Genomic DNA, 16,346 nt, shown 5'->3' with positions numbered 1-16,346 from the left:
GGCTCCGACTTGCACGGTGTGTGGACCCCCGACCAGGTGCGCGCGGCGGAACAGCGGTTGTTCCGAACGGTGCCGGAACCCACGGTGATGCGGCGCGCGGCCAACGGGGTGGCGCTGTGGGTGCGCCGGTTGCTCGCCGAACGTCTCGGCCGCGTCGCGGGCCGACGCGTCGCACTGCTAATCGGGGCGGGCAACAACGGCGGTGACGCGCTCTGGGCGGGTGCCCTGCTGCGTGACCGGGGTGTGGGGGTCACGGCGGTGCTGCTCGCCCCCGAGAAGACCCACCCCGAAGGGCTGCGTGCGCTGCGTGCCGCCGGAGGCCGCGTCGTCGAGGCGGCGGATGCCGCCGACGACTCCGGGGTGGCCGATGTGGCCGCCGAGGCGCTACGACGCGCCGATGTGGTGGTCGACGGGATAGTCGGCCTCGCCGCGCACGGCCCGTTGCGTCCGCTCGCCGCTGCCGCCGTGGACCGGGTGAGTGCCCCGGTGATCGCGGTCGACCTGCCCAGCGGGGTGGATCCGGTGAGCGGTGCCGTGGACGGCCCCGCCGTCTCGGCGACCCTGACCGTCACGTTCGGCGGACGCAAACCGTGCCACGTGCTCGGTGCGGGGCTGGTGCGCTCCGGTGAGGTGGTGGTGGTCGACATCGGGCTCGACCCGCACCTGGACGAGCCGGACTGCTCGGTTCCGGAAGCGGGCGATGTGGGGCGGGCCTGGCCGGTTCCGCGTCCGGCGGACGACAAGTACAGCCAAGGGGTGCTCGGGGTCGCCGCGGGGTCGGCGAACTTCCCGGGTGCCGCGATGCTCGCGGCGGGCGGAGCGGTGCACACCGCCTCGGGGATGGTTCGTTACGCGGGACCCGCCGCCGATGCGGTGCGGCAGCGCTGGCCCGAGGTGGTCGCGGTCGGTTCGGTCGGCGACGCCGGCCGGGTGCAGGCGTGGTCGGTGGGGCCGGGGATCGGCACCGGGGCCGCCGGTCGTGAGGTGCTCGCGGCGGTGCTCGACGACGCCAAGCCGGTGGTGGCCGACGCGGACGCGATCACGCTGTTCGCCGGTGACGAGACGTTGTGGGACGCGCGGGACCCGGACGTTCCGCTGGTGCTCACCCCGCACGAGGGCGAGTTCGCCCGACTGGCCGGGCAGCGTCCGGTGGACCGGATCGCGGCGGTGCGCGAGGTGGCCCGCCGCTGTTCGGCCGTGGTGCTGTTGAAGGGCAACACCACCGTGATCGCCGATCCGGACGGACGTGTCCTGGTGCACCCATGCGAACACGCCTGGCCCGCCACGGCCGGTTCCGGTGACGTGCTCACCGGCATGATCGGAAAGCTGCTCGCCACCGGGTTGGATCCGCTGTGGGCCTGCGGCAGCGCCGCGCACGTGCACGCGCGGGCCGCCGAGCTCGCCGCCACCGGTGGCCGCGCCCCGAGTTCTTCCGCCGAGTCCGGCGACGCCGATCCGGTGGGCGCGCCGATCGGCGCTTCCGCCCTGCTGGAAGCGGTCCCCGCCGCCGTCCGCGAGGTCCGTGCCGTGGCCGCCACAACTCCCTGAACCGAACCTACCTACCCGATGTCGCGCCTCGCCGGAGCGAGAGCCGTGCGCGAGGTTCCGCGAAGCGAGTAGTGCCGCAGCCGAGCGGGGACGCTCACGGATTGTGCGATTATGAGCAGGATGAACGAACGTCCCGCGCGCCGTGCCGATCTGCGCATCGATCTCGCGGCCATCCGGCACAACGTGGCCGTGCTCTCCGGACACGCGAGCGAGTCCGGCGCGCGGACCATGGTCGTGGTCAAGTCCGACGGCTACGGCCACGGTGCTTCGACCGTTGCCGAGGCAGCGCTGCGTTCCGGGGCCGACTGGCTGGGCGTCGCCTCGATCCCGGAAGCGCTCGAACTGCGGGAGCGGGGGATCTCCGCCCCGCTGCTGTGCTGGCTGTACCAGCACGGGGACGACGTCGCGGGCGCGGTGCGCGCGGGGGTGGACCTGTCGGTGTCCTCCGAGACGCGGCTGCGAGACGTCGTGGCAGCCGCCGAATCCACCGGGCACACCGCCCGGATCCACCTCAAGATCGACACCGGGCTGCACCGCAACGGCGCGCCCGCCGAGTCGTGGGAACGGCTGGTGGCGCTGGCCGCCAAGGCCGAGGCCGGCGGCGCGGTGGAGGTGTTCGCCGTGTGGTCGCACCTGGCCTGCGCCGACGAACCGGGCCATCCCTCGATCGACACGCAGGCCGAACGGTTCCGGCACGCCCACGAGCAGGCCCTGGCTGCCGGGCTGCGCCCGCTGCGCCACCTGGCGAACTCCGCCGCGCTGCTGACCCGGCCCGACCTGCGGTTCGACATGGTTCGCCCCGGCATCGCGGTCTACGGGCTCGACCCCGTCCCGCGGCAGGGCGAGCACGGGCTGCGCCCAGCGATGACCTTCCGCTCCTCGGTGGCGCTGACCAAACGGATCGCCGCTGGGGAGAGCGTCTCCTATGGTCACAACTGGACGGCCCCCACCGACACCAACCTGGCGCTGGTTCCGGTCGGCTACGCCGACGGGGTGCCGCGTTCGCTGTCCGACCGGTTCTCGGTGCTGCTCGGCGGCAAGCGCCGTCCCGTGGTGGGGCGGGTGTGCATGGACCAGATCGTGGTCCGCTGCGACGACGACCAGGTCGTCGAGGGGGACGAGGTGGTGCTGTTCGGGCCGGGCGATCGCGGCGAGCCCACGGCAGCTGAGTGGGCCGAGGAACTCGGCACCATCCACTACGAGATCGTGACCGGTATGTATCGTCCGCGCGTGACCCGAACCGTGGTTGCGGAGGACACGCTATGAAGCCGTGGCACGCGCTCGCCTGGTCCGCCGGGATGGTGGGTGCCGTGGTGACCGGCACCGCCGTGAGCCTCGCCTCGTACAGCTCGCGGATCGCCGTGCAGCGCAGGAACGGCGCCGAGGACGACCCCTACCAGGGCGAGGCGCTGGGCAGGCTCGAACCCGACCGCGGGTCCACCGTCGCCGCCGACGACGGAGTGCCGCTGGCGGTGCAGGAGGTGCGTCCCGCCGACGGCGGGGAGGCCGAGCTGACCGTGGTGCTCGTGCACGGCTACTCGCTGGACTCGCGGTGCTGGCACTTCCAGCGCAGGGACCTGCCGCGGCTGTCCGACCCGAACGTGCGGCTGGTGCTCTACGACCAGCGCAGCCACGGGCGCTCCGGCCACTCCAGGCGCGCCAACTGCACCATCGAGCAGCTGGGCAGGGATCTGGACGCGGTGCTGCGGGCGACCGCGCGGCGCGGGCCGGTGGTGCTGGCCGGGCACTCCATGGGGGGTATGGCCATCATGGCGCTGGCCGAGCAGCGGCCCGAACTCTTCCGCGAGCGGATCGCCGGGGTGGCGCTGCTGTCCACCTCGGCCGGGCAAGTGGGCGCGCGGGGGCTGCCGAAGCCGTGGTTGTCGAAGAACAACCCGCTGACCAGGACTATGGGAGTGCTGGCCCAGTGGCAGCCCAGCCTGGTGGAAAGCGCCCGCCGGAGCGGTTCGCACGTGGCCTGGAACGCGGTCCGCCGCCTGGCCTTCGGCGATCGTGACGTCGACACCGCGCTGGTCGACCTCACCGACGACATGATCGCCTCCACCACGGTGGAGACCGTGACCGACTTCCTGGACACCCTCGGTTCGCACGACCGCACGGCGGCGCTGGCGGGGCTGCGGCACTCCGAGGTGCTGGTCATGGGCGGTGACGCTGACCGGCTCATCCCGTTCTCGCACTCGGAGACGATCGCGGCGCGACTGTCCGACGCCGAGCTCGTGCGGCTGGAGGGGGCCGGTCACATGGCGATTCTGGAACGGGCCGAACCGGTGACGGAGCGGTTGAGCGAGCTGGTTCGGCGAGTGGCACGGGACGAGCGGGCCGAGGGGACCGCGGAGAAGGTGAGCGGCAGTTGAGTTCCGATGTGGTGAGCTGGACCTACGAGCTGGCGACCGTGGACGACACGTATCGCTTCGGCGCCGCGCTCGGTGCCGTGCTCGGCGCCGGGGACCTGGTGCTGTTGGACGGTCCGCTCGGGGCGGGCAAGACCGCGCTCACGCGCGGCATCGCCCAGGGGATGGGGGTGAGTGGCCGGGTCACCTCGCCCACCTTCGTGCTGGCGCGGGAGCACTACGCCTCGGACTGGCGGCGTCCGGCGCTGGTGCACGTGGACGCCTACCGGCTCACCTCGCTGGCCGAGCTCGACGACCTGGATCTGGACACCGAGCTGACCGAGGCCGCCGTGGTGGTCGAGTGGGGTGGCGGTTTCGCCGAGCGGCTGGCCGAGGACAACCTGCTGGTGCGCATCGAGCGCCGCGCCGACGAGACCCGCGAGATCACGCTGTACCCGCAGGGGCGGCGCTGGGAGGAACGCCTGCCGCCCGACTTCGAGTGAGGGCGTTGCCCGGGGTCTGTGTGCCCGCCCGTCGGTTCCTCGGTTGATTCGAGGGTGGTCCGCGGCGGGGTGGGATGCTGTCGGTGCGGGGGATGGTTCGTCCGGACGGCTGTGCGGGGAGCGAGGGATCACGATGAGCGGTGGGAACCGTCCGAACCCGGTGCTGTGGCTCTGGTACGTCTACGGTGGACGCCTACCCGAGCGCTACCGGGAGTGGGTGCTGCACGACGTCACCTGCCGGACCTGGGCGCTGCGGCACATCGCCCGGGTGTTCGTGCAGGTCTCGCCCGGACTGCTCGTGCTGCTGCTGCCCGGGCCGCTGTGGATCACCGCGATGTGCGTGGTCGGCGGGCTGCTCATGTCGCTGCTGTACTCCACCTCGTCCATGGTGGAGAGCAGCGAGACCCGGCTCGTCAAGCACGGCTACCCGCTCGGGACCGGACGGGAGAAGCGCGCCGAGCGTCAGGCCGAGAATGACGCCGAGTCGTGGCAGCGCTACGTCGAGCGGTACCGCTCCTGATCACGTCGAGCGGCCCCGCCGCACGCATCGGTCCGGTGCGTTCCGTCGGTTGCCCGCCCCGGACGCGGTGAGCTACCGGTCCGCGTGGCGGTTCACCTCCACGTGTGTGGATAGCACGACGCGCAGGTCAACACCCAGGACGACATCGATGGGCCCACCTCCACGCCCGTGGAGAGCACTTACTGTGCTGGTCGTGCTGCGACCTCCTCTGCTTCGTAGCGCTGACGGATGATCTGGGCGCGGATGGACTCTCGGGACGGCCCGCCGGGGTAGTATGCCTCCTCGATCGGCAGTGAGTCCCTGCGGGCGCGGGCGCGGGCAAGGATGCGGCCCGCCGCCTCGATGCATTCCTCGCGTGTCATGCCGTGACCTCCCGTCGCCGCGCCGGTCCACCTCCACGCCCGTGGAGAGCACGCGCGGTCTACGTCGGACGGGTGGTAACGGGTCGGTCCACCTCCACGCCTGTGGAGAGCACGTGCGGGGTTCGATCGGCCACACCTCGTTGGGCGGTCCACCTCCACGCCTGTGGAGAGCACAAGGGCAAGCCGTGGACGAGTTCGGGCCGGGTCGGCCCACCTCCACGCCCGTGGAGAGCACCTGAAGAACTTGTCCGGGCGGTACGCCTCGGTCGGCCCACCTCCACGCCCGTGGAGAGCACACCCGGTCGGCCGCCTCGATCAGCCGCCGCAACGGCCCACCTCCACGCCCGTGGAGAGCACAAGCATCCAGGACTCAGGTGGTAGGTAGGCTGCGGTCCACCTCCACGCCCGTGGAGAGCACCCTCTGCGACCTGCGATGTTATGACCGCCGTTGCACGTTTTCGCGCCACCGCGACATTGGGAGACCTCACCTCGAATGTGGGGTCAGTACTTCTCGACCGGTTCCGGTTAGGAGTCATCGTAGCGTCGGCAACCGAACGTCCCGATCCCCGCACACCACGACCAGCCATCGTGGCCGTAGGCGCGAAAAGTCCCGCCCGGCACACCGAGCGGGACTTCACGAAACCGGTTCAGCCGTCGAGGCGGTCGCTTTTGATCGCGTCGACGAACGAGGTCCACGCGGTGCTGCTGAACGGCAGGACGGGACTGTTTTCGCCGAGTTTGCTGTCGGCGACACCGGTGGCGGTGGGCACGTGCGCCACCATGACGCAAGCTGCACCGCCGCCGTTGCTGCGGCTGCTTTTGTGCCAGCGAGCCTGACTGAAGTCTGGGGCGGTCATGTGGGTACTCCTCGCATTCATAGCTCCCCGGCAAGCTTGGTGATGAACTCTGCCGAGTCTGCTGGGGTCAGCGCCGCTTGTTCAAGAGCGCTGTAGTTCAGGTTATACGACTCGACTTCGTCCTCGTCCTCGATGTAGACGCAGCCGGTCAGGTAATCCGTGTATGGCACATCGGGGTCTTCCTGGTCGGGGAACGAGAGGATGATGAACGGCGCGCCGAGCGCGGGTACCGCACCGGCATCGAACGGCAGCACTTGCAGCGTGACGTGCGGCAGCTCGCTCATCGTGACGAGATGTTCCAGCTGTTCCCGCATCACGTCGGCACCGCCGACCAACTGGCGCAGACCGGACTCGTGGATCACTGTGCTGAGCTGGACCGGTTGCTCGTCGTGGAGTCGTTGCTGTCGCTGCCTCCGTAGATCCGCTCGTTCACGTGTGACGTTCGGACTGGCCTGGGGAATCCAGGCGTTCATCAGATCCGTGGCGTAGTTCTCGGTCTGCAGTAGTCCGGGGATCAGATCTGAGGCGAACTCCCGCACGTGGCCTGCTTCGGATTCGAGACCGACGTACTCCGCGAAGTTGCTGGCGAGCGTGTTCGCACCGTATCGCTGCCACCAGCCCTTCTGCCGTGCTTGGAAGGCGAGTCCGACGTAGTGTTCCCGCTCTTCTTCGGGAATGCCGAACACGGTGGCGATCGCCATGACTTCGGCGGGACCGATGGGTGTGTCCCCGGTTTCGTAGCGACCCAGTTTGCTCTTCGACCAGCCGAGCCGAGGTGCGACCTCCTCCAAGGGAAGTCCCGCTTCGCTGCGCCACTGGCGAATCCGCCTGGTCACCTTGCGCAGGCGCACTGTGGGACTGATGCGTTCCGTTCCGTCCTGTCCAGACATGGTTACCTCCGTGGTCCGCCTCACCTATGTCACGCAGTCTATGAGAAATACCGCTGACGGGATTCCCACTATTGGGTAAAGCATCGAATTTTCTTGCACGAACCAGTTGCATCAATGGGAATCCCACATGCATAGTGTCATACATCGCAACACTGTGGACACAACCGTGCGAACCAACCCGCAAGAAGCCCCACTGTCCTAGGGGCGACGAACCGTCGAGCTGCGGAGTAGAGGAATGACACGACGACTCGGAGCTATCACGCATCGTCCGATGACGAGCGAAGCTTTCGACACCGACGTATTACGAGTGCCGCTGCGTTTCTGACCACTCGTCCGGTGGCGACCACCGGACGAGTAGCCCTTCCCGCGTACGCCGGCAAGCATCACGCGGGGGTGGCTCCGTCAGCCGTTTACTACTGATGTGGAGCGTTGTTGATGCTATCGCTTGTGGTGAGATGCGTGTCTGCGCGTCTGGAACCTTCGCACCTCGACCTCTTGTTGGGGGTGGTGTGAGGTGGGTTCGTTGTTTCCGCGCGGCCTGGTGTGTGTGGTGTTGGCCGCGACGGAGGCCGATCACCGGTCTGGCCAGCTGCCTCGGTTGCATGCGATCGAGTATCACCCGGGTGAGTACACGGCCTCGTGGGTGCTGAGTCTGTGCCAGGTTTATCTGGGGTTGGGTGAGGTCACGCCGCTGGGCGAGCCGGAGGCCGACCCGGAGCTGTGTGCGCAGTGCTGTTGGGCGATGGCGGGGTCGGGTCGGCGGGGGCGGGTGGTGCGCCATGCCCACACTCGTTGAGCCGCCCGTGCCGCCGCCTCGGTTCGTGACCGGTGTTGGGTCGGGCGAGATTCATGCCACCGCGTTCTCCAAGCGTGCCGACTCCGCGCGGGCGGGCCGGGGACGGGTGGCGTGTTTCTGCGGCGAGGTGGTCGAGTTGGCCCCGCACCCGCCGGAGCGGGTGTTGGGCGGGTGGCATCACTACTGCCGGGTGTGTACTGAGTATCTGCTCGCTGCCAGTGATCCCTACCCGCCGAGCCTGACGAATTCCTACGAGCCCTGGCTGTACGAGCTGGCCCAGCTCGACAATTCGGCCGCTGTGGACGGCGTGTCGGAGTGGTCAGTCGTCCCGTGCCGCCAGCAGCGGCACGGCCAGACCGTGGTGCGGATCAAGCCCACAGCTCAAGGCGTGGCACTGCTGGCGCCCGCGCGGGGCGCGGTCTCGCTGTTCACCGTCGCCGAAGCTCGGCAGCTGCGGGACGCGCTGGATGCCGCCCTGCGGGCTCGGGAGGGGTGGTCCTCGTGACGCTGACCCTGCTGCTGCTCGCGTTGCGCTACCTGGTCAGGAGGGGCCGTGTCCGAGTTCGAGATCGCGATCCTGCTGCTGGCGCTGCTGACCCTGGTGCTGGCGCGGCTGGCGTGGGGACCGAACCGCTGAACACCAGTAGTGGGTACGCCTGGTTTACCAGTGCCTTCGAGTCCCGCTGGCACGCCTGCCCCGGCAACACCAAAGCGGGAAACAGCGGGCTGCGGGCGTTGTGCGGGCATCTGTCCCGCCGTGGCCCCTACCGCGCTCGGGCCAGCAACAGTCCGCCCGTTGAGGAGGGCCGGTCGGTCTGTGACGCCTGCCTGCACGCCATCGGATACCTACCGCCCCGCCTGCCACGGCTGTCCCGGCTTCCTCCGGTGTGGATCACCCACGGCGACACCGAGCCGGGCTGGCCCACCACCGATCCCGACGAGCCCAACACCCCCGCCGAGAAAACACCCGGTAACCCGTGTCCAGCAGGGACCGGTCATCACGGTCTCCCAGCCGTGGCCTGACCGTCCCTTTCAGGCCCGGGCGTGTGTCGTGAAAACCCCCGACACCTCCGGCACACGCCCGCCCGGCCCCCTGCACAACGGCGTGCCGGGGGCCGTCCCAGGCCGGTGCCGCGCCGGAGTTCTCCCTTCCCCATCCGGCGCGGCACCACCCCGGCCGGGAACAGGGGCCGCTCCCACCCCACCCCCGGCCGGGGACCCCCACACCACCGAAATACCGAACCACCGAACCGAACCGGACCCACCAGCATGCCCCGACTCTCCCCGGTCACCACGATCCTGCTGCGCGAATGCGCCGGAACCGGCCTGGCCGTAGCGGCCTTCGCCTACAGCGGCTGGATCACCGTCGTCCTGAACCTGTCCCTCGTCACGACGATCACCCACCCCGACGATCCGGGCATCGAACTCCACGCGTTCTTCGGCACACTGGCCTGCCTGCTGTGGTGGACAGGCATCGCCGGACTACGCCTCGCCGGATGGCGCACCAACTGGCCCACCCGCATCGGCCTACTCCTCACCGGCATACACACGATCGAACTCACTGTCGCGGCGGTGGTGGCTCCCCACCTCGGCTGACACCGAGCATCGTCACGAATACCACTGCGAACCGGTTCTCGTGTCCCGGACGGTCGTTGTCGTGCCACCCGCGAGCGCGTTCCCACCGGGAGCACTGATCGCGGCCGCACCCGCCCCGAGCACCGAAGGACCACGATGCGACCACTACCGGCCGAAGCGAGACTCGCCGAGATCCAGCGCTACGTCACCGAAATGGAAACCGAACGCGGCTTCGCAGACAACACCGTGCTGGAGCAGTCCCTCAAACTCGGCGAGGAGTACGGCGAGCTGTGCAAGGCCATCCGCGAGCGCTCCGGCCTCGCGATCGACCCCGGCTCGGCAACGGGCAGCGTCGGCGGTGAACTCGCCGACGTCCTGATCTACCTCTGCGCCATCGCCAACCGTTTCGACATCGACCTCGACGAAGCCCTGCGCGACAAGGAACGCCGCAACGAGGCACGAACTTGGTTCCCGACCACACCAGAACCAGCCGGCACCGAGCACCCCGTCGATTTCTCGCGAAATTCGCGGGCGGCAGCGGGGGCCTCTTCCGCACCAGAACCGACGAGGAACGACAACTGAACGACAGCAGCTGTCCCGAGCCCACGCAGCGCGGTACCGCGGCCCGCTGTGTGATCCGGTGGTCTCGGTGAGGGGCGACAGCATCTGAGTTCCGCTCCGTCCGCCTATGGTCGACCCGAGGTTCCGGTGTCTGGCCCAGGGGAAATTTCTCTGATCGCCGCTGTAGACATGGTGGCTTGGTGCTGTTATGGTTTTCACCAGCAGGCGGAGAGCACTGAAGCGCCATCACCGACGAATCGGCGCCGTGAGTGATGAGAAGTGCAGTGGTAGGGCCCGGGTGAGGTTCGTTGGTTCTCGTCCGGGTTGTGCAGGTAAGTCCGTGATCCGCACGCGTATGAGAAGGGGGTCGTCGAGTCAGTTGTTTTCCGGCCGCCCCCATTTTCCCGTGTTGGTGGGTGGAGGCACGGCCTGAGCAGTGAGTAAGTATCCCTCCGCGGCCCCCGGCGCACTGTTGGTGTGCCGGGGGCCTTGTCGAGGGAGCGGGGAGCGGTAGTGGATCAAAATCGGCCTGGAGCCGAGGAGAAGTTCGACGACGAGGACTATCCCGCCTACACCATGGGGCGGGCCGCGGACATGCTGGAGGTGACCCAGCCGTTCCTGCGGTCCTTGGAGGAGGCGGGGTTGATCGCCCCGCAGCGCTCCGGCGGGGGACATCGCCGCTACTCCCGTCGCCAGCTGCGGCGGGCCACCCGCGCCCGCGAACTCGTCGACCAGGGCACCCCGGTGACGGCGGCCTGCCGGATCATCAGCCTCGAGGACCAGCTCGCCGAGTACACCGATCGGCCGGAGTCGGCCGCGCAGGGTTAGATCGCCCCCCCGTCGGCGCGGGTCGTGGGTGGGGTGTGTAGAGTCGTTGACGGTCGTTGAGTTTCTGGGTTCGTGTTGTGTGCATGCTCGCAGGATGTTGATGCGGGCGAGCTTCTTTCTTTGGTTGTAGCTGGAGCGAGTCGCCGTCTGAGATCCCCGGCCCGGGCCTCCGCACGGTGTGGTGGCTCGTCATACCCCAGCTCCCGAAGGAGACGGACATGACTAACGGAACAGTGAAGTGGTTCAACTCGGAAAAGGGCTTCGGCTTCATCGCCCCGAACGAGGGCGGCCAGGACGTGTTCGTGCACTACTCGGCGATCGATGCCTCCGGCTTCCGTACTCTCGAAGAGGACCAGCAGGTCACCTACGATGTCAGCCAGGGCCCCAAGGGGCTGCAGGCAGACCTCGTGCGGGCGGTCTGAGTACCGCTTCTCTTCTTTCCAGTGGCTCCCTGCCCGGGATGGGTAGGGAGCCACTGGTGTTTCCGGCCCGGACGGGCGGACACATCAAGTCTGTCCGGTCACATCCTCGCGGAGCGCCCGCATCGAGCGCCCCCACCTCTTCTCACGCGCCGGAGCAATTCGACGAGCCCGAGCCCCAGGAGAATCGCTCCCGCGACCACCAGACTCCAAATCACCGGATTCGGCAGTAGGGAATCTCTCTCGGAGAGGGCGCTCAGCAGCAGCGACAGCACGGTGAGCGAGCCCGAAACCGAACAGAGCGCGAGGATCTTCGAAGATACACGGGACATGCCGGTTCCTCCTGTTCCGCGTTGCCGATCATTCGAGCTCGGTTCCGGTCACCGCAGTATGCCGACACCGGCGTAGGCGTTGCTGCGCGCGGCGTACTCCTCGGACACCGGCTCGTCCGGGCGCCACTGCGCGCTGGGGACCACACCGGGGTCGAGCAGTTCGTACCCCGCGAACATCTCCAGGACCTCCCCGTGGTCCCGGGTCCGCAGCGTGGGTGTGGTGGTGGTCTCGAAGACCTCCTGCGCCCCGTCGACCTCCTCCTCCGAGATGTCCAGCATCGCGGAGTTCGAGATCGCGAGCGCGCTGCCGGGCACGCAGGCATCCCGGTACCGCGCCATCAGCGCCGCCGGGTCGTCGACGTCGAGGATGTCCAGGATCGCCACGGCGAGTACCGCGATCGGCCGGTCGAAGTCCAGCAGTTCGGTCACGCCGGGAGCGTTCAGCACGGCCTGCGGGTCGGTGATGTCGGCCTGCGTCATGGTGGAGAGCGGATCGTCGGCCAGCAGCTGCCGGGCGTGGTTGGCCGCGATGGTCTCGATGTCGACGTAGGCCACCCGTGCGGCCGGGTTCACCTGCTGGGCGATCTCGTGCACGTTCCCCTTGGTGGGAATGCCGGAGCCCAGATCGAGGAACTGGTCGATCCCCGCCTCGGCGCAGACGCGGACGGCGCGGCCCAGGAAGGCCCGGTTGATGTGGGTCCACTCCTGGTTGCCCGGAAACGCCCGTAGCAGTTGCTCGGCCGCCTCGCGGTCGGCGACGAAGTTCGCCGAGCCGCCCAGGAAGTAGTCGTACATGCGGGCGATGTTCGGGGTGTACGGGTCGAGTCCACCCGCTTCCGAGTCCGCATCCGTACCAGTCTCGTCGTGTTCGCGCATCGGAAACAGCCTGCCACGCCGCGAAGCGGTTCGGCTATTCGGATGTGGAGTTTTCCGCACTTGTCGGGTTTCCCCGCACGATCAGCTTCCCGAGCGCGGCGGTGAGGCGGTGCAGCGTCCATTCCAGCGGACCGCGCCCCAGGAACCGGCGCCAGAGCGCGGCGCACAGCAGCGCGCCGGTGACCAGCAGCAGCCACAACGCGTGGGGGTGTTCGCCCATCAGCGGCGCGAGCCGCTCCGGGCCGAGAGCCCGCAGCACGAGCAGGTGCCCCGCGTAGCAGGTCAGTGCCAGCGCCCCGACCGCGGCGAGCGGGAAGAGTACGGTGCGCGACCGCTCAGCGAACAGGCACAGCCCGATCACGGCGAGAGCGACCCCGGCGGCGCCGATGATCTCGAAGGGAGTTCCGCTGTGCGCCCCGGCCGTGAGCAGGTAGGCCGGATCCCGCGTGGGGACCGTTCCCAGGTTCGAGGCCAGCAGTTCCTCGACCACTCGCGGCGGGAACTTCCCCTGGTAAATCCCTACGATCCGCTCGAATCCGCCGAAGACGTACAGGGCCAGCCACGAGACGCCGTAGCCGAGCAGGGCCAGTCCCGCTCCGATCGCCACCAGTCGTCCCCGGAATACGCGCGGTTCGAGACGGCCCAGCGCCATACCCGCCAGCAGGAACGGGATCCAGGTCAACACTGGATAAGCACCGGTGAGCACGATGGCCCGGAAGGCTTCCGCCACCCCTTCGAGCGAGGTGAAGTCGGCGAGGTCAGGTGTGTAGCCGAGTCGCTTCGGGGAGGGCATGTTGCTCCGAACGAGGAACGACACCAACGGGGTCACCACGGCGAGGACCGCCGCCGACACCGCCAGCGACGTGGCCCGTAGCGGCAGCAGCGGGATCGCGAGCAGGAACAGCACACCGTAGAAGGCCAGAATGACCATGGCGGGTACCTGCATGCTGGTCAGCAGCAGGCCGAGCACGAACAGCGGCACGGCTCGTGCCGCGATACGCACGGCCGAGGCGGTTCTCCGCCGCCCGGTGTGCGGTTCGGTGCCGCCGCTGAGCAGCGCGATCGACACACCCGCCAGTACGGCGAACAGCGCCGCGGAACGTCCGGACACCAGCGTGTGCAGCCAGCCGGACGGCACGGTGTGCGCGGCGAACATCCCCAGTACGGCCAGTCCGCGAGCCATGTCGATGCCCACCAGGCGCCCGGTTCGCGCGGTGGGGGAGCGAGCGGTGGTCGGTAACCCTGTCTCGGAAGAGGTGGTCGATTCGGTCACGCATCGATGATGGCGGCCCGCCCGTAATCGCGGGATCAGCCGAACGATCATGTCCGTCTACCACTTTCCGCCGAGGCGCACCGACCTCGAACCCCGAGGGGAAGAACCGGCGGCGTGCGTCGGGGCTCCCTTCACGGCAGCTCTTCGGCGTGGCGGTGTCGATTTCTCGCGAAATCGCCGCGCCACTACGAGGCAGTGCCGAACTCCGACCACCCTCGCGATCGGCACCGCCGCGGGTTCTCCCGTGCGGCTCTCGCGAGGAAGGCCCGACGTTGTGTAGTAACTACCCGATGTCGGGCCTGGCCGCAGCGAGAGCCGTGCGAGAGGTTCCCCCAAGGGAGCATCTCGGTGAACCGAGGTGGCGAACTCTTGGCTATGCGAGGCCGGCGTCGTGGGCGATGATGGCCACCTGCGTCCGGTTGGTCGCTTCGAGCTTGGCCATGATCTGTCCGAGATGGACCTTAACGGTGGACAGGCTCATGTGCAGGTGGTTGGCCGTTTCGGAGTTGCTCATCCCCTGGGCAACAGCCACGGCCACCTCCCGCTCGCGAGCGGTCAGCGTGTCCATGCCGGACTTGGCGCTCGCCGCCGCGGTCCCCCGCGAGAAGGTCGCCAGCAGTTTGGTGGTGATGCGTGGCGAGAGCATCGCCTCGCCCCGCGCGACCACGTGCACGGCACCGGCCAGCTCACGCGGCGGGGTGTCCTTGAGCAGGAATCCGGCCGCGCCGTTGCGCAGCGCCGAGTACACGTACTCGTCCAGGTCGAACGTGGTCAGCACGGCCACGGCGGGCGCTTCGGCAAGCGTGGTGATCCGTTCGGTGACCTCCAGGCCGCCGACGGTGGGCATCTGAATGTCGGTGAGTACCACGTCGGGGCGGTGCCGGGCCACCAGATCCACGGCGTTCGCCCCGTCGTCGTCCTCGGCGACGACCTCGATGTCCGGATCGGACTCCAGGATCATCCTGATCCCGCCGCGCACCAGCGCCTCGTCCTCGAGGAGCATCACCCTGACGCTCAAGTCGTCACCTCGTCGGTGTGGATGGGAAAGACCGCCCGCACACGGTAGCCCCCGTCCTCGGTGTGCCCGGTGCGCAGTGTTCCACCCGCCAGCGTGACGCGCTCCCGCATCCCGATCAGCCCGTAGCCGGAGCCCGGCGGCGTCCCGTTGTCCGGGTCACGGCGGAGCTGGTTGAACACCGTGACCACGAGCTGCCCGTCCTCCGTGGCCACTTCGATCCGTACGGCGGCGTGCGGCGCGTGCTTGGCCGCGTTCGTCAGTGCCTCCTGGACCACGCGGTACGCGGCACGACCGACGGAGCCGGACGTCTCGGGGAGCTGCTCGGGCAGGTCCAGGGTTATGTTCGAACCCGTCCCGACGGCTTCGTCGACCAGCTGCCGGATACCGCCCACCGTGGGTTCCTCGGCGAGTTCGCCGTGGTGCTGCCCGGCGTCGTCCTGCCCGTCGTCGCGCAGCACCCGCAGCATGCCGCGCAGTTCGGTCAGCGCCGTGGCACTCGTTCGACGGATCGTCTCGGCCACTTCGCCGGTGCGCTCGTCCGGTGCCGACATCGTCAGCGCACCGGCCTGCAGCGAAACCACGCTGACGCGGTGGGCCACCACGTCGTGCATCTCGCGGGCGATGCGCCGCCGTTCGGCCGCCACCGCCCGCTCGGCCAGCAGGTCGCGTTCACGTTCTGCCTGTTCGGCTCGTTCCCGCAGCGTCACCAGCAGCATCCCGCGCTGGAAGAACCACAGGCCCAGCAGGGTCGGCACTCCCACGGCGGCGGCCGGGAACAAGAGGAGGATCAACCAGAAACCGGGATCCATGCTCTCGTAGGTCCACACCGCCTGCACGGCGAGCATCACACCGATCGTGACCCACAGCTGCGCGCCGGGACCTTTCCTGCGCGCCATGGTGTAGGACGCGATCATCGGGGCGAGGCTGTTGGAGAGGGTGAACAGCATGGCCACGGATCCGAGAACCGGCCCCCAGGGGAACCGTCTGCGTACCGCGAAGGGCAGGCACACGACGTAGCCCAGCACCAGCAGGATCCCCGAGGGTTCGTCGCCCGTGGAAACCTCTCCGAGTAGCAGAGCCACCACGAACAGATCGAACACCAGTGAGCGGAGTTTGCCGTCCCACCAGGACAACCATCTCCTGCGGTCGCGGAAGAAACGCACGGGGCCACGGTAGTCGGATTCGTCGGAGGCCCCTGTGCCGCGTGGCCGTGCGGTGGGGCGAGCGTGACGTTCGCCGGAGAAAACCCGGCTCCGGTAGTGGGCTCGGGCCGCTCCACGTCGCGGTGGAACGACCCGACCGGAAGACTTCGATCAGGAAACGCTGACGACCGGTTCGCCCGACTCCTCGCTGTCCTCCGCCAGGCGTCCGGCTTCTTCGATGAGGGTTTCCACGATCTGGCTCTCGGGCACGGTCTTGATCACCTCGCCCTTGACGAAGATCTGGCCCTTGCCGTTACCCGAGGCCACCCCGAGATCGGCCTCGCGGGCCTCGCCCGGGCCGTTGACCACGCAACCCATCACCGCCACCCGCAGCGGCACCTCCATGCCCTCCAGGCCCGCGGTGACCTCGTCGGCGAGCTTGTAAACATCGACCTGCGCCCGCCCACACGACGGGCAGGACACGATCTCCAACTT

The 16,346-nt window shown here is 68.8% G+C and carries 19 protein-coding genes, 1 pseudogene and 1 CRISPR repeat array; of the genes and pseudogenes, 12 read left to right on the top strand and 8 right to left on the bottom strand.

Annotated elements, in window-relative coordinates:
* Positions 1–9 precede the first annotated feature (9 nt).
* From BM394_RS08440 to BM394_RS08420, 5 genes are all read left to right on the top strand, one after another.
* On the top strand, positions 10–1,548 hold the full coding sequence (locus tag BM394_RS08440; protein WP_092976441.1) for an NAD(P)H-hydrate dehydratase: 1,539 nt from the start codon (positions 10–12) through the stop codon (positions 1,546–1,548).
* A 120-nt stretch (positions 1,549–1,668) separates the two neighbouring features.
* Positions 1,669–2,814 carry an alanine racemase gene (gene alr, locus BM394_RS08435; protein WP_092977190.1) on the top strand — a complete coding sequence of 382 codons (1,146 nt, stop codon included), beginning with the start codon at positions 1,669–1,671 and terminating at the stop codon, positions 2,812–2,814.
* Entirely contained in the window at positions 2,811–3,923 is a 1,113-nt protein-coding gene (locus BM394_RS08430) for an alpha/beta fold hydrolase (RefSeq protein WP_092976436.1), read from the top strand. Before alr ends, BM394_RS08430 begins: the two co-directional genes overlap by 4 nt.
* Positions 3,920–4,402 carry a tRNA (adenosine(37)-N6)-threonylcarbamoyltransferase complex ATPase subunit type 1 TsaE gene (gene tsaE, locus BM394_RS08425; RefSeq protein ID WP_092976433.1) on the top strand — a complete coding sequence of 161 codons (483 nt, stop codon included), beginning with the start codon at positions 3,920–3,922 and terminating at the stop codon, positions 4,400–4,402. The genes BM394_RS08430 and tsaE overlap by 4 nt, the downstream gene beginning before the upstream one ends.
* A 133-nt stretch (positions 4,403–4,535) precedes the next feature.
* On the top strand, positions 4,536–4,922 hold the full coding sequence (locus BM394_RS08420; RefSeq protein WP_092976430.1) for a DUF5313 family protein: 387 nt from the start codon (positions 4,536–4,538) through the stop codon (positions 4,920–4,922).
* A 179-nt stretch (positions 4,923–5,101) separates the two neighbouring features.
* Here BM394_RS08420 and BM394_RS08415 read toward each other — a convergent pair whose 3' ends face one another.
* The 3 genes from BM394_RS08415 to BM394_RS08405 all read right to left on the bottom strand — a co-directional run bounded on the left by BM394_RS08415 (position 5,102) and on the right by BM394_RS08405 (position 7,031).
* The gene (locus tag BM394_RS08415) at positions 5,102–5,284 is read right to left on the bottom strand and encodes a hypothetical protein (RefSeq protein ID WP_092976427.1); all 183 of its coding nucleotides are present in this window, start codon (positions 5,282–5,284) and stop codon (positions 5,102–5,104) included.
* A gap of 26 nt (positions 5,285–5,310) precedes the next feature.
* Positions 5,311–5,702: a CRISPR direct-repeat array (repeat unit 25 nt; unit sequence CCACCTCCACGCCCGTGGAGAGCAC).
* Positions 5,703–5,931: 229 nt separating this feature from the next.
* Positions 5,932–6,141: a DUF397 domain-containing protein gene (locus tag BM394_RS08410; RefSeq protein ID WP_092976423.1), complete on the bottom strand. Its 210-nt coding sequence runs from the start codon at positions 6,139–6,141 to the stop codon at positions 5,932–5,934.
* 17 nt (positions 6,142–6,158) lie between these two features.
* Positions 6,159–7,031: a helix-turn-helix domain-containing protein gene (locus BM394_RS08405; RefSeq protein WP_092976420.1), complete on the bottom strand. Its 873-nt coding sequence runs from the start codon at positions 7,029–7,031 to the stop codon at positions 6,159–6,161.
* A 514-nt stretch (positions 7,032–7,545) separates the two neighbouring features.
* Here BM394_RS08405 and BM394_RS08400 point away from each other — a divergent pair.
* From BM394_RS08400 to BM394_RS08375, 7 genes are all read left to right on the top strand, one after another.
* Positions 7,546–7,827, top strand: a complete 282-nt coding sequence (locus BM394_RS08400) for a hypothetical protein (protein ID WP_092976417.1) — start codon at positions 7,546–7,548, stop codon at positions 7,825–7,827.
* A 25-nt stretch (positions 7,828–7,852) separates the two neighbouring features.
* The gene (locus tag BM394_RS22750; protein WP_175530027.1) at positions 7,853–8,332 is read left to right on the top strand and encodes a hypothetical protein; all 480 of its coding nucleotides are present in this window, start codon (positions 7,853–7,855) and stop codon (positions 8,330–8,332) included.
* Positions 8,329–8,850, top strand: a complete 522-nt coding sequence (locus tag BM394_RS22350) for a hypothetical protein (protein ID WP_139235176.1) — start codon at positions 8,329–8,331, stop codon at positions 8,848–8,850. The genes BM394_RS22750 and BM394_RS22350 overlap by 4 nt, the downstream gene beginning before the upstream one ends.
* A gap of 246 nt (positions 8,851–9,096) precedes the next feature.
* A complete protein-coding gene (locus BM394_RS08390) occupies positions 9,097–9,423 on the top strand; it encodes a hypothetical protein (RefSeq protein ID WP_092976414.1) in 327 nt (108 codons plus the stop codon).
* Between the two features lie 192 nt (positions 9,424–9,615).
* The gene (locus BM394_RS08385; protein WP_245780058.1) at positions 9,616–9,984 is read left to right on the top strand and encodes a MazG nucleotide pyrophosphohydrolase domain-containing protein; all 369 of its coding nucleotides are present in this window, start codon (positions 9,616–9,618) and stop codon (positions 9,982–9,984) included.
* Positions 9,985–10,476: 492 nt separating this feature from the next.
* Positions 10,477–10,791, top strand: a complete 315-nt coding sequence (locus BM394_RS08380) for a MerR family transcriptional regulator (RefSeq protein ID WP_245780057.1) — start codon at positions 10,477–10,479, stop codon at positions 10,789–10,791.
* A 218-nt stretch (positions 10,792–11,009) separates the two neighbouring features.
* On the top strand, positions 11,010–11,213 hold the full coding sequence (locus tag BM394_RS08375) for a cold-shock protein (protein WP_092626113.1): 204 nt from the start codon (positions 11,010–11,012) through the stop codon (positions 11,211–11,213).
* 377 nt (positions 11,214–11,590) lie between these two features.
* Here the strand turns inward: BM394_RS08375 and BM394_RS08365 are convergent, their stop codons facing one another.
* The 5 genes and pseudogenes from BM394_RS08365 to BM394_RS08345 form a co-directional block, all read right to left on the bottom strand.
* Positions 11,591–12,418, bottom strand: a complete 828-nt coding sequence (locus BM394_RS08365; protein ID WP_092976405.1) for an SAM-dependent methyltransferase — start codon at positions 12,416–12,418, stop codon at positions 11,591–11,593.
* A 34-nt stretch (positions 12,419–12,452) separates the two neighbouring features.
* Positions 12,453–13,691 (bottom strand): DUF418 domain-containing protein, encoded by a 1,239-nt coding sequence (locus BM394_RS08360; protein ID WP_092976402.1) that lies wholly within the window; start codon positions 13,689–13,691, stop codon positions 12,453–12,455.
* Between the two features lie 373 nt (positions 13,692–14,064).
* Entirely contained in the window at positions 14,065–14,709 is a 645-nt protein-coding gene (locus tag BM394_RS08355; protein WP_092976399.1) for a response regulator, read from the bottom strand.
* Positions 14,706–15,872: a sensor histidine kinase gene (locus BM394_RS08350; RefSeq protein WP_092976396.1), complete on the bottom strand. Its 1,167-nt coding sequence runs from the start codon at positions 15,870–15,872 to the stop codon at positions 14,706–14,708. The genes BM394_RS08355 and BM394_RS08350 overlap by 4 nt, the downstream gene beginning before the upstream one ends.
* A 150-nt stretch (positions 15,873–16,022) precedes the next feature.
* Positions 16,023–16,346, bottom strand: a pseudogene (locus BM394_RS08345) (flavodoxin-dependent (E)-4-hydroxy-3-methylbut-2-enyl-diphosphate synthase); the annotation flags it as partial.

It is taken from the genome of Actinopolyspora lacussalsi subsp. righensis, assembly GCF_900116555.1.
GTDB classification, from domain to species: Bacteria; Actinomycetota; Actinomycetes; order Mycobacteriales; family Pseudonocardiaceae; genus Actinopolyspora; species Actinopolyspora lacussalsi.
Note: the sequence above shows the minus strand (reverse complement) of the source record. Positions and strands in the feature narration are given on the sequence as shown.

Excerpts from the sequence above, each read along its gene's own strand:
- alr (WP_092977190.1), top strand. The coding sequence starts at position 1,669 with ATGAACGAACGTCCCGCGCGCCGTGCCGATCTGCGCATCGATCTCGCG.
- BM394_RS08430 (WP_092976436.1), top strand. The coding sequence starts at position 2,811 with ATGAAGCCGTGGCACGCGCTCGCCTGGTCCGCCGGGATGGTGGGTGCC.
- BM394_RS08420 (WP_092976430.1), top strand. The coding sequence starts at position 4,536 with ATGAGCGGTGGGAACCGTCCGAACCCGGTGCTGTGGCTCTGGTACGTC.
- BM394_RS08415 (WP_092976427.1), bottom strand. The coding sequence starts at position 5,284 with ATGACACGCGAGGAATGCATCGAGGCGGCGGGCCGCATCCTTGCCCGC.
- BM394_RS08410 (WP_092976423.1), bottom strand. The coding sequence starts at position 6,141 with ATGACCGCCCCAGACTTCAGTCAGGCTCGCTGGCACAAAAGCAGCCGC.
- BM394_RS08405 (WP_092976420.1), bottom strand. The coding sequence starts at position 7,031 with ATGTCTGGACAGGACGGAACGGAACGCATCAGTCCCACAGTGCGCCTG.
- BM394_RS08390 (WP_092976414.1), top strand. The coding sequence starts at position 9,097 with ATGCCCCGACTCTCCCCGGTCACCACGATCCTGCTGCGCGAATGCGCC.
- BM394_RS08385 (WP_245780058.1), top strand. The coding sequence starts at position 9,616 with ATGGAAACCGAACGCGGCTTCGCAGACAACACCGTGCTGGAGCAGTCC.
- BM394_RS08375 (WP_092626113.1), top strand. The coding sequence starts at position 11,010 with ATGACTAACGGAACAGTGAAGTGGTTCAACTCGGAAAAGGGCTTCGGC.
- BM394_RS08365 (WP_092976405.1), bottom strand. The coding sequence starts at position 12,418 with ATGCGCGAACACGACGAGACTGGTACGGATGCGGACTCGGAAGCGGGT.